Origin of the sequence: Bradyrhizobium sp. (assembly GCF_017881085.1) — a bacterium.
Classification (GTDB): Bacteria; Pseudomonadota; Alphaproteobacteria; order Rhizobiales; family Xanthobacteraceae; genus Bradyrhizobium.
On the sequence record NZ_JADGRI010000160.1, the window covers coordinates 1 to 11,714 of the forward strand.

At 63.3% G+C, this 11,714-nt stretch carries 11 protein-coding genes and 1 pseudogene; 6 read left to right on the forward strand and 6 right to left on the reverse strand.

Annotated elements, in window-relative coordinates; all coding sequences use genetic code 11:
• Together QZ213_RS16080 and QZ213_RS16085 are read right to left on the reverse strand one after the other, a co-directional pair.
• Positions 1–385 (reverse strand): annotated as a pseudogene (locus tag QZ213_RS16080) (hypothetical protein); the annotation flags it as partial.
• Between the two features lie 77 nt (positions 386–462).
• Entirely contained in the window at positions 463–1,578 is a 1,116-nt protein-coding gene (locus tag QZ213_RS16085; RefSeq protein WP_291687077.1) for a YbhN family protein, read from the reverse strand.
• Between the two features lie 387 nt (positions 1,579–1,965).
• Between QZ213_RS16085 and QZ213_RS16090 the strand changes: the two genes are divergently transcribed.
• The gene (locus QZ213_RS16090) at positions 1,966–2,472 is read left to right on the forward strand and encodes a ferritin-like domain-containing protein (protein ID WP_291687078.1); all 507 of its coding nucleotides are present in this window, start codon (positions 1,966–1,968) and stop codon (positions 2,470–2,472) included.
• Positions 2,473–2,560: 88 nt separating this feature from the next.
• Here QZ213_RS16090 and QZ213_RS16095 read toward each other — a convergent pair whose 3' ends face one another.
• Positions 2,561–2,995, reverse strand: a complete 435-nt coding sequence (locus QZ213_RS16095) for a hypothetical protein (protein WP_291687079.1) — start codon at positions 2,993–2,995, stop codon at positions 2,561–2,563.
• 70 nt (positions 2,996–3,065) lie between these two features.
• Here QZ213_RS16095 and QZ213_RS16100 point away from each other — a divergent pair, with 70 nt between their 5' ends.
• On the forward strand, positions 3,066–3,674 hold the full coding sequence (locus QZ213_RS16100; RefSeq protein ID WP_291687080.1) for a hypothetical protein: 609 nt from the start codon (positions 3,066–3,068) through the stop codon (positions 3,672–3,674).
• Positions 3,675–3,695: 21 nt separating this feature from the next.
• On the opposite strand, the gene QZ213_RS16105 is transcribed toward QZ213_RS16100, so the two are convergent.
• From QZ213_RS16105 to QZ213_RS16115, 3 genes are all read right to left on the reverse strand, one after another.
• Positions 3,696–4,187: a hypothetical protein gene (locus QZ213_RS16105; protein WP_291687081.1), complete on the reverse strand. Its 492-nt coding sequence runs from the start codon at positions 4,185–4,187 to the stop codon at positions 3,696–3,698.
• A 102-nt stretch (positions 4,188–4,289) separates the two neighbouring features.
• Positions 4,290–4,715 (reverse strand): universal stress protein, encoded by a 426-nt coding sequence (locus tag QZ213_RS16110; RefSeq protein WP_291687082.1) that lies wholly within the window; start codon positions 4,713–4,715, stop codon positions 4,290–4,292.
• A 72-nt stretch (positions 4,716–4,787) separates the two neighbouring features.
• On the reverse strand, positions 4,788–5,330 hold the full coding sequence (locus QZ213_RS16115; RefSeq protein ID WP_291687083.1) for a histidine phosphatase family protein: 543 nt from the start codon (positions 5,328–5,330) through the stop codon (positions 4,788–4,790).
• A 97-nt stretch (positions 5,331–5,427) separates the two neighbouring features.
• Here QZ213_RS16115 and QZ213_RS16120 point away from each other — a divergent pair, with 97 nt between their 5' ends.
• The 4 genes from QZ213_RS16120 (at position 5,428) to flgK (ending at position 11,547) form a co-directional block, all read left to right on the forward strand.
• Positions 5,428–6,870, forward strand: coding sequence for an FAD-binding oxidoreductase (locus QZ213_RS16120; RefSeq protein ID WP_291687084.1), 1,443 nt, complete (start codon positions 5,428–5,430; stop codon positions 6,868–6,870).
• Positions 6,871–7,025: 155 nt separating this feature from the next.
• Positions 7,026–7,526: a peptide-methionine (R)-S-oxide reductase MsrB gene (gene msrB, locus QZ213_RS16125; RefSeq protein WP_291687085.1), complete on the forward strand. Its 501-nt coding sequence runs from the start codon at positions 7,026–7,028 to the stop codon at positions 7,524–7,526.
• A 274-nt stretch (positions 7,527–7,800) separates the two neighbouring features.
• Entirely contained in the window at positions 7,801–9,636 is a 1,836-nt protein-coding gene (locus tag QZ213_RS16130) for a flagellar hook-basal body complex protein (protein WP_291687086.1), read from the forward strand.
• 45 nt (positions 9,637–9,681) lie between these two features.
• A complete protein-coding gene (gene flgK / locus QZ213_RS16135; protein WP_291687087.1) occupies positions 9,682–11,547 on the forward strand; it encodes a flagellar hook-associated protein FlgK in 1,866 nt (621 codons plus the stop codon).
• The last annotated feature ends 167 nt before the right edge of the window (positions 11,548–11,714 follow it).

The following is an 11,714-nucleotide window of genomic DNA, read 5'->3' on the forward strand; positions in this document are numbered from 1 at the left end:
TGACGTTGTCGCGGGTGCAGGGCTCGCTGACCCGGCCCTGCAGATCGATGCAGAGGCGGTTCACCGCGTTGCGCGCCCAGCCGCGGCCGTCGCTCTGCAATTCCAGCGCCTGTTCCGAGGCGAGAACGCTGCGGCCGCGCGCGCTCTCGGTATGGAGCAGAAAATCGCGTTCCTCGCGGAACAGCCGGAACCGGTTGCGGACCTCCCACGAGATTTGCATTGGGCTGTCCGGCCCGGCTTGCACCGCCTGTTGTGCGGTGCCGGGCGAGACCGGCGGGGGGACGCTGGGGGCCGGTTGGGCCGCCGCAAACCGCAACGGCAGCGCCGCCGGCACGGCCGCAAGCAGCGCGACGGCGACTATCGAACGAAGGCGAATTCGGATCATGACGCGTTTGACGTTACGGATGGGGCGGAAATAAGAGAGACGACGCCAATACCCAAAGAGTCCGGACGCGCTTGCCGTCACCCCTGCGACTGGCGGCTCTTCACCGGCGGCTGCGATGACCGGCTCTTCACCGGCTCCGGCTGCAGCGACGGCCGGCCCTTCAGCGGCACTGCGCCGGAGTTTGAGCAGGCCTCGTTGAGCCTGCGGCGTTCCTGCCAGGGCCGCACCACATTGAGCCAGAGCTCGCGCGTTCCCATGATGCTGATCGAGATTCCGAACGGAATCAGGAAATACAGGATGCGGAACACCAGCAGCGTGGCCAGCAACTGTTCCCTTCCGAATTCGGGCAGCGCCACCAGCATCGCGGCGTCGAACACGCCGAGGCTCCCGGGCGCATGACTGGCGAAGCCCAGCAGCGTGGCCAGGATGAACACCACTGCCAGCGAAACAAAATCGATGCCGGGCTGGGGAGGCATCAGCAGATACATCGCCATCGCGCAGAACCCGAGATCGACCACGCCGATCAGGACCTGCAGCAGCGTCAGCCGCGCCGAGGGCAATACCACTTTCCAGCCGTTCTGACCGAGTTCGCGGCGATGCTTGCCCATCACCAGCCAGACGAAATAGGCCGCGATGCCGGCAAGGCAGCCGATCGCGATCAACCGGTTCATGGCCCGCGGCAGCAGGTCCATCGCCGACGCCGCCCAGGGATGCCATGCCATGCCGAAGCCGAGCACGACCAGATTGCCGAGCCAGAAGGTGAGGCCCGAGAGAAAGCAGATCTTGGCGACGTCGATCGCGCTCAGGCCGTAGTCCGAATAGATCCGGAAGCGGATCGCGCCGCCGGTAAACACCGTGGCGCCGATATTGTGGCCGATCGTGTAGCTGGTGAAGCTCGACAACGCGGCGATGCGGTAGGGCACATGCTTCTTGCCGATGGTCCGCAGCGCGAAGAAGTCATAGAACGTCAGGGTACAGAACGCGCCGACCACGCAGAGCGCGGCGAGCCCGATGTGGTGCGGCGGCAGTTCGGTCAGCGCGGTCAGGATCACGCCGGTATCGACGCCCCTCAAGGTGCGCACCAGGGTCGTGATCGCAAAGGCGATGATAAGGAGGCTCGCCGCGATTCCGAGCCGCTTCCAGCCGATCCGTCTCTTGAAGCCACGCCCGAGCGTGGTCAGCAGTCCGTGCATTCATCCTCCCGGCGGGGCGGCAAAAAGTAAAAAGGCCCATTGAAGCTAGTGCGGCGGCCGTTCGCTCTACGTGAGAAAGACCCATAGGACAAAAACGCCGCGTTGTGCAGTCCTTGACAAGACCGGCTTCAGCCTCCGAGCGGCATGGCTGTCACATGCCCTACATATGTCTTAACGCGGCAGATTCGAGTCTCGTTCACGTCCTGGCATGCGACGGCCTTCTGTTCCATTTCCGCGATGTTCCCCGTTCCACCATGAGGATTTGCCGCTTCTCAGGAACAACCCCGCTAGTGGCCGGTTAGCGACCGTACCAGCAATCGAACATCGGCGTGCCGGCGACCACCGGACGGCGCGGTTGTGTTCCCGCAGAACGAAAAAGGATGAGCAATGGGACTCTTTACCAAAGACATCAAGACCATGAACGACCTGTTCGTGCACCAGCTGCAGGATATCTATTATGCCGAGATGCAGCTCGTGAAGGCGCTGCCGAAAATGGCGGAAAAAGCGACCGACAAGCAGCTCAAGCAGGGCTTTCTGACCCATCTCGATGAGACCAAGACGCATGTGCAGCGACTCGAACAGGTGTTCCAGATGCACGGCGCTAAGGTGAAGGCTGTCGACTGCCCGGCGATCGACGGCATCATCAAGGAGGCCGACGAGGTTACGAGCGAAGTCGCGGACAAATCGGTGCTGGATGCGGCTCTGATCAACGCCGCCCAGGCCGCCGAGCATTACGAGATCACGCGCTACGGCAGCCTGATCGCGTGGGCGAAGCAGCTTGGCCGCAGCGATTGCGCCAGCGTCTTGCAGAAGACGCTCGATGAGGAAAAGGCGACCGACAAGAAGCTGACCACGCTCGCCGAAAGCAAGGTCAACCTGCGCGCCGCGAGCTGATTTTCGACTGGAAGCGAGAATGAGACAAAACGTCGCGCGGGCAGCCGCGCGGCGTTTTGCGTTGCGTCATCGATCACCCTGTCGGCAATTACGCCCTGCGCAGCGCAAAATGCGCGCCGCAAAATGCCATCGCGGCGCCAAGACAGAGCGCGGCGACGCCCGTCAGCACGCCCGAGAGGGTGGGGATCGGGCTGGGGGCGGCGGCCGCCTGGCCTGCGCCCGCCAGCACCAGCACGCCGACCGCAATCAGGAACTGCCGCATCCGCAACGGGATCTCGCCCGACACGGCGCTGTCCATCAGCGTTGCGGTGAAATAGCCGCCAGAGAAGCCGACGGTGGCGATCAGCCACCACGCGATGGCGGCGCCCGCGGGCATGAAGTCGGTCGTATCGGATCGCCACAGACCGCCGAGGTCGAGGCCGTAACGCGCCCCCAGCATGTGCACGGCGAGCGCCAGCAGCACACCGGAAATCATGGCGCCACCGAGGATCAGGCGGCGCGGAAAATAGGTCGTCTCGGCCATGCTCCGCTTGTAAGATAAAGCCGGCGGTGGGCGCAAGCCGACGCTATCAGCCGCTACCGGGATTATCGAATTGCCAACACCGCTGCAGGACCAGGCGACGACGTCGACCGACGGCGCGACCGGCCGCCGTTATGCCTACAAGGCGTCGCTGATCGGTGCCGCGCATCAATTCGAACTGACGGACGACGGGTTGTCGTGGCAGGCCGGCAGCAAGTCCGGGGTTTGGCCCTATCTGGATATCGCAACGATCCGCCTGTCGTACCGGCCGGTGTCGATGCAGTCGCGCCGCTTTCGCGCCGATATCGAATCCGCTGATGGTCAGCGGATCGTCATCCTCTCGACAAGCTGGCAGACCGTCGCATTGATGGCGCCGCAGGATCGTGCCTATCGCGCCTTCATCACGCAGTTGCATGCGCGGATGCGGCAGGCCGGAAGCAAAGCTGTCCTGATCGGCGGCATCGGGCCGAAAACCTATGCCGCCGGCATCGTGCTGCTGGTGCTTGTCGCGATCGCGATCGCGGGGCTTCTGGTCCGCGCCATCGCCACCGGCGAATGGGCGGGCGGGCTGTTTCTGGTCGGCTTCGCCGCGCTGTTTACCTGGCAGATCGGCGGCTTCGTCCTGCGCAACCAGCCCCATGCCTACACGTTCGACCACCTGCCGGGGGCGTTGCTGCCCTAAGGCTTGGGCTTCGGGCGCAGCCTATGATGCCGTCGCCACAATCCCCCATGGCGTAGCAAAACCCCGGCCGTCGTCGGAGTGATCGGGATTGCGCGGCCTCGCTGAGCGGGCAGGGGTGCGCCGCGCGCGCAGACGGTTGATGCGCGACACCGGCTGATTGACGGCGGCTCTCGACACGCGCATCGCAAAGCGGGCAAGTTGCGCGGCGAGGCGCAGCGCGTGCAGAAGGTGCTCCCTGCCGGCCGCGAGCCGGATGATGACCACGATCTCCAGATACATCAGGGTATCGCCGGCGAACAGGATCGCAAGGTCGATCGGGAAGGTCTGCGCAAACGCGATCACAAGAATGGCAATGGCAAAAAATTCAAGCACCCGGCGCAGCGTCAGCCGGCTGAGGAAGGTGGCGAACTGCACGACCAGCACTTCCCAAAGTGCGTCCCCGAACGCCAGCGGGATTTCGTAGCTCCACTTTCGCCACCAGTTCTTCACGCGGGATCGCCGTGGTTCGGTCATTTTAAACCTAATTCAGATCCTCAACTAAATTCGATAAATCAAAAGCGCCAACGATGTTTCTGTTTGGGCACGATTTTTTCCGGTTCGGGCCGGGATCATGCCCTAGTGCCGCACCACCAGCACCGAGCATTTGGCGTAGCGCACGACGTGGCCGGCGTTGGAGCCGAGGAAATAGGTGCGCATCGCCGGCCGGTGCGAGGTCATCACGATCAGGTCGGCATGCATGGCAGCGGCCTCTTCGAGAATCTCGTGGTAGATGCCGCCGTGGCGCACCACGCTGGAGATCCGCTGCGGCTCGATGCCCGATTCGCGCGCCACGATGGCGAGCGCTTCTTCGGACGCCTGGCGCTGCTGGGCGTCGAAATCGGCGGGCACGTATTCCGCCAGCATGACCGGCGTCATCGGCAAGACGTTGAGAAGGCGCACCGTGCCGTTCCAAGTCTGCGCCAGCGTCGCCGCCGTTGCAATTGCCGGCTTAGCCAGTTCGGTATCGGCGAGATCGATCGGGACGAGAATGGATTTGAACATCTCACGCCTCCCTGTCCGTCGTCAGCCTAGCATAGTTTGACGGTCTGGCGACGCAGGGAGCAACTAACTTCGCTATTCGTCCGAAGCGTGTTTGAGCAGCTTGGGGCTGACGAACAGCACCAGTCTGCCGCGGCGGAATGCCACGTCAGCCCAGTCGTCGATATCGAAGTCGAAGATCGCAAGACCCGATGTCGGCAGATTCTCGGCGAGCGCCTTGCGTGCGGCGGGGTCGCCGCTGCCGGCCAGCGCCAGCGCCAGTTCATGCAGGCCGGGATTGTGACCGACGAGCAACAGCCGCTGCGGATCGGCTTCCGATGCGGTCCGGATGATCTTCAGCAGCTCGGCCGCGTCGGCGCCGTAGAGTTCCGGCATCAGCTCGACCCGCGGCTCCGGAGCGAGATCCTTCATCGCCTCCCAGGCGACTTCCCAGGTTTGATGCGCCCGGATCGCGTGCGAAACCAGCACGAAATCGGGAAACGGCGGGTGGTGGCCGATCCAGCCGCCGATTTCGGCGGCATCATGGCGACCACGATTGTCCAGCCGGCGGTCCTGATCGCGGCCCGACGAAGCGTCGTGTTCGGTCTTGGCGTGACGCAGCAGCATCAAACGGCGCATGGCGCAATCTCGATTCGTTTCAAGTCCGGGGGATTAATGTACAAGCTGCTCCGCCAGACAAGGTGACAAGCGCCCGATCGGTCCGTAAGAAAACGATATGAACGAGAGTTCTGCAAGCAAGATCGTCGGACCCGATGCCGCAACCCTGACGGAGCGCTCGCGGCTGTCGTTCGATCTGGATATCGACATCGCCGTGGTCGGCGCCGGCCTTGCCGGGCTGACGGTGGCGCTGGAAGCGGCAAGGCTGGGCGCCAGCGTCGCGGTGCTCGAAGGCCGGCATGTCGGCTGGAACGCTTCCGGCCATCAGCTCGGCACGGTGATGCCGGGCTACGGTCTGCCGATCGGCGATCTGATCGCGCGCATCGGCTTCGAAGACACCCGCGAACTCTGGGCGCTGTCGCGGGAAGGCGCCGAATTCGTCCGGGCGAATGCGACCGAAGAATGGATGCCGGGCATTGCGCTCAGCGAAGGCGCGCTGGTCGTGTCCAACGTCGAGGCTGGCGATGAGCTGATCGCCCGCCTGCAAATGCTCGGCGAGGATTTCGAGACGGAAGTGGAGGGCTGGCAGGTCGATCGCGTGCGTGCCGAGCTCAGGACCGATCATTATTTCCACGGCGTGTATTATCCGAAAGCGTTTCAGATCGACGGCCGCAAATACGTCCACGGCCTTGCGGCGCTGGCGCGGCGGGCGGGCGCGCGGATATTCGAGGAAACCCCGGTTGTCAGCATCGATCCGTCCGGCATTCGCAAGCGCATCGTCACGCCGTCGGCGCGGTTGCGCGCTTCCCATATCGTGCTGGCCGGCAATATTCACCTCGGCGCGCCGCTGCGGCGGTTGTCGGAGACCCTGCTGCCGGTCTGGCGCTATGCGGCGGTGACCGCTCCGCTCGGCATGCGTCTCGCCGAGGCCATCGCGTTTCAGGGATCGGTGACCGACAGCGACGGCATCGATCAATTCCGGGTTGTCGAGGGCGATCGGTTGATGTGGGCCAGCCCGGAGACCACCTGGGCGGCAAACCCTGCGCGTTTTGCGCCGGCGATCGCGCGCCGGATCCGGACCATCTTCCCTCAGCTCGGCGGGGTCGAGATATCAGAGGTCTGGAGCGGCGCGATTGGGCAGACCGTGCACGGCATGCCGCAGATAGGCCAGCTGCGGAAGGGATTGTGGGTCGCCAGCGGCTTCGGCCGCCACGGCCTGAACACGACGGCGATGGCCGGCCAGCTGATCGCCCGCAGCATCCTGTGGGGCGACGAGCGCTGGCGGTTGTTTTCGCCGTTCGAGCTGGTCTGGGCGGGCGGCGCCACCGGCCGGGTCGCCGGCTACGCCATCGGCATGTGGGAGCGGGGCAGTTCCGCCGCCGCAGGGGCGCTCGCCCGCTACCGTGAGCGGGCGCGGAGCAGGGAGCGCGCTGCCGAGGCGCGGCTGGCGGAAGCCAATCGCAAGGCCGGAACCCGGCCGCCGCAGCGCCGCCCGCCGCCGGGCCGGCCGCGTCCGCAGCCGCCGGAGCCGGCAAACCGCGAAGGCGAGGGGACTTCTTGACCTTTCCCCACAACAGAGGGGTAAGGGAGCGGATGGGCTTTCCGGCGCCACTCGCAGGAAAGTGAGAAATTTCCTTCCCAATCGGTGTAACTTCAGCCAGCGCGCCCCGTATTTGACAGCGAACCAATCGGTATTCGCTTCAACCGGAGACCATCATGATCGACCGCCGTATCCTGCTCGCGTCCGTGGCCAGCCTGCTCGGCCTTGCCGCCTTCCGCTGGCTGCGTGCTTCCCCGGCACAGGCCGCGGAGAAATTCGAGGTCGAAAAGACCGATGCGGAATGGCGCGCGCAGCTGACGCCGCAGCAATATGAGATCCTGCGCCAGGAAGGCACCGAGCGCCCGGGTTCGAGCCCGCTGCTCAAGGAGCATCGCAAGGGCATCTTTGCCTGCGCCGGCTGCGACCTGCCGCTGTTTTCCTCGGAGACGAAATTCGAGAGCGGCACCGGCTGGCCGAGCTTCTATCAGCCGCTGGAAAACGCCGTCGGCAAGACCGAAGACCGCACCTTCGGAATGCTGCGGACCGAAATCCACTGCCGCCGCTGCGGCGGCCATCTCGGCCACGTCTTCGACGATGGGCCGAAGCCGACCGGCTTGCGCTACTGCATGGACGGTTTTGCACTGGTGTTTCATCCAGCTTCACCGTCGGCAACCTGAACGCGATCTCTGTCTTGACGCGTGTTCTTCACGCGAACCGGCATCCACCCCCGGATCACGTCCGAGGGCATGCTTCGCTGGAAACGCCATGTACGCCCGGCAATTGTTGCCCGCCCGGCAAATCTGCCCCGGTCCCTGGACCGGGGCATTTTCATTTAAGGCATTGAAATAAATACATTTTCGATATTGGCATAGCGCTTGCGACAGTCTCCTTCGACTGCGGTCATGGTTGTGCAAACCGGCAGGCCGCCCGGATCGAGCTGGAGACGATGTTATGGGTATTTTCGACGCTCTCAATACCGCGGTGGGCGGCCTTCAGTCGCAATCATTCGCGCTGCAGAATATCTCCGGAAATATCGCGAACGCCTCGACCACGGGCTACAAGGGGATCGATACCAGCTTCGAGGACCTGATTCCGGACTCGACGTCGCCCAGCAGGCAGGTCGCGGGCGGCGTGACCGCCTTTGCGCAAGCCACGATCACCACCCAGGGCACCGTCTCGACGACGACGGTCGGCACCAATATGGCGATCAACGGCGACGGTTTCTTCAACGTGCAGAAGTCCAACGGCACCGTCGACAACGTGCCCACTTTCTCCGGCGTCACGGACTATACCCGCCGCGGCGATTTTCAGGTCAATGCCAACGGCAACCTGGTCAACGGCGCCGGATATTATCTGATGGGTGTCGCGGTCGATCCGAAGACAGGCAATCCGCTCGGAAACGTTCCGAAGGTACTCCAGTTCCAGAACAATTTCATTCCAGCCCAGACCACCACGTCGATCAACTACGCCGCCAACCTGCCGTCCACGCCGACCACGGCCGTCAGCGCCACTTCGACACCCGGATCGATCAACGCCCTCGGCGGCCTCAATGCATACGATTTCACCGTCAATCCCCTGACCACCAGCACGCCGGCCGTGCCCTTTGGCGACAATACCGTTAACGGCAGCGCTGCGCTGAATCAGCAGTCGCCGCAGGTCCCGATCACCACGGCGACGGTGCTGTCCGGTACATCTCCGAGCGATTCGCTGACGTCAAGCTTTATAGCCGGCGACACCCTCAAGGTCGACGGCACGCTTCCCGCGAACACCATCACATTCGTCGCCGGCGTCGCCGTGGGCCCCAACCAGGTCAGCGTGAACGACAACATCGGCACGCTGCTCGCCAAGATCGACTTCTTGAGCGGCGGTACGGGGTCAACGGTCGGAGCCGGCGGCGTGATTACGCTGCACACGGGCGCGACGCAGAATCTGTCGGTTGTCAGCAGCAATACGACCGCATTTTCGGCGCTCGGATTTGCCGCCGGGTCCGTCGCACAATCGCGTACACCCCCGCTCGCGGCTGGAACGGGAACGGTCATCGCCAACGATCAGGCGACGTTCCTGAACGAGTCGGTCAGCGGCGGCGCCCTCACGGCCTACGACCAGACCGGAACCGCCGTTAACCTGCAGTTGAGATGGGCAAAGACCGACAGCGCGGCCCTGGGCGGATCGCACACCAATACGTGGAACCTGTTCTACCAGGCCAATCCGAACGCGTCGGGCACGCAGGTCGCCTGGGTCAATGCCGGAACCAATTTCACGTTCGGTCCGGCGGGAGCGCTGATCAGTCCGGCCACGCCCTCCATCACGATCCCCAACGTCTCCGTTGGCAACCAGTCGCTCGGAAACCTGGCGTTCAGCATCGGCTCCGGCGCCCTGACGCAATATGCCTCTACCGGCGGCAGCGCGACGATCAATGCGGTCACCCAGAACGGTTACGCCGCCGGTCAGCTTCAATCCGTCGCCATCAACAACAACGGCATTGTCGTGGGAACGTTCTCCAACGGGCAAAATCTCGATCTCGCGTCGGTCTCGCTGTCGCACTTCAACGGCACCAACTACCTGAAGGCCCTGGACGGCGGCGCCTATGCCGTCACCGAGCAATCCGGGCCGGCGATTCTCGGCGCTTCGGGCACCATCAGCGGCTCGTCGTTGGAAGGGTCGAACACCGACATCGCTTCCGAATTCACCAAGCTGATCGTGACCCAGCAAGCCTATTCCGCAAATACCAAAGTGATCACGACAGCCAACAGCATGGTTCAGGATCTCCTGAACGTGCTGCGCTGATAGTAAGTGCAAGGGGTCTGCACGGTCTGACCTGAGGCGTTCAATATGGGTTTGGGTTCAGCACTTATCACCGCGATGTCTGGTTTGCGTGCCAACCAGGCTGCGCTTTCGATCGTGTCGTCGAACGTCGCGAACGCGCAGACGCCCGGTTACATCACGCAAAGCGTCAATCAGATTGAGGTGACGACCGGCGACACCGGTGCAAGCGTCCTTGTCACCGGCGTCAATCGCCAGCTCAATCAGTACGTACAGTCCCAATTGCGGACCCAAACCGCCGGCGGCGCATATGCCGACCAGATGGCGAGCGTTCTGACCCAGCTGCAATCCATCTACGGAGCGCCCGGATCTGCCGGGTCGCTCGAAACCGCTTTTTCAAATCTGACGACGGCCGTGCAATCGCTGTCGACGACTTCGGGGAGTTCGTCGTCGCAGATATCCGCCCTGACGGCGGCCCAGGCGATGGCGCAGCAGCTCAACTCGACGACGCAGGGCATTCAAACGCTGCGTACCAATGCCGAGCAGGACCTCAATATCTCGGTCGGCCAGGCCAACGCCGCGATGAGCCAGATCGCGAAGCTCAACACCCAGCTTCAGGGAATGAGCGCAACCGATCCGACCGCCGCCACGCTGATGGACCAGCGCGACCAGGCCATCAACCAGCTGTCGCAGCTGATGGATATCCGCGTCTCCACCACCGGCAACAACCAGACCTCTGTCTATACGTCAAATGGCGTCGAACTTGTCGGAGCCCAGGCGTCCCAGCTCACGTTCAATTCAAAGGGAACGCTGAACGCCAATTCGCAATGGAACAGCAATCCGGCGCTGTCGTCCGCCGGCACCATCATCTGCACGCTCGCCAACGGCGCCAAAGTCGACATGATCGCCACCAACTCGATCAGCTCCGGCCAGATCGCCGCCGACGTCACGCTGCGCGACAAGACGCTGGTCCAGGCGCAGGCCCAGGTCGATCAGCTCGCGGCGTCGATGTCGAGTGCGCTGTCGGACAAGACCACCGCCGGCACCGCGGTGACCGGACCGCCCGCGGGCTTCAGCCTGGATGTGTCGAACGTATTGCCGGGCAACACCATCAGCCTGACCTACACGGACACGGCTACCAACACCCAGCACCAGGTCTCGATCGTCAACGTGACCGATCCGGCCGCGCTTCCGCTGCAAAATTTGCCCAACGCCAATCCAAAGCAGATCGGGATCAACTTTTCCGGCGGGATGGCCTCGATCGTTACGCAGTTGAACGTGGCGCTCGGCAGCAGCAATCTGCAGTTCGCCAACCCGTCCGGTTCAACCCTGACGGTGACCGATAACGGGACCAGCACGGCGACCGTCAACGCGGCTTCGGTCACGAAGACCGCCTCGTCGCTTGCGAACGGCAACCTCCAGCTTCCGCTGTTTACCGACGGGAATGCGCTGTACACGGGCGCGATCACGGTGAACGGCTCGCAGCAGACCGGCCTGGCGGGGCGCATCACGGTCAATGCCGCGCTGCTCACCGATCCCTCGAAGTTCACGACTTACAACACCTCGCCTGTGACGAACGCCGGCGACACCTCGCGTCCCGACTATCTCTATTCACAGATGACGGCGGGCACATTCACCTACTCGCCCCAGACCGGACTCGGCACGACTGCGTCGCCCTTCAAGGGAACGCTGAGCGGGTACATGCAGCAGTTCCTGAGTCAGCAGGCCAATGCGTCGAGTTCGGCGACCCAACTCCAGCAGGGACAGGATGTCGTCGTCAGCGCTCTGCAGCAGAAAATGAATTCCACCTCCGGCGTCAATATCGATACCGAGATGTCCAACCTGATTTCAATCCAGAATACCTATGCCGCGAATGCTCACGTGATGTCTGTGGTTCAGACCATGATGACCAGTTTGATGCAAGTCCAGTTGTAAGACGACAGGTGTAAGGCGGTCGATATGGCAATCAATGGCATCACTTACGGCACCTCGTCGGTCCTCAACCAGTCGGTGTTGAGTCTCAAGAACCAGATGACGGTTCTGCAGTCGCAGCTCACGACCGGCGAAAAATCGACCACCTATGCCGGCATGGGCGTCAACGA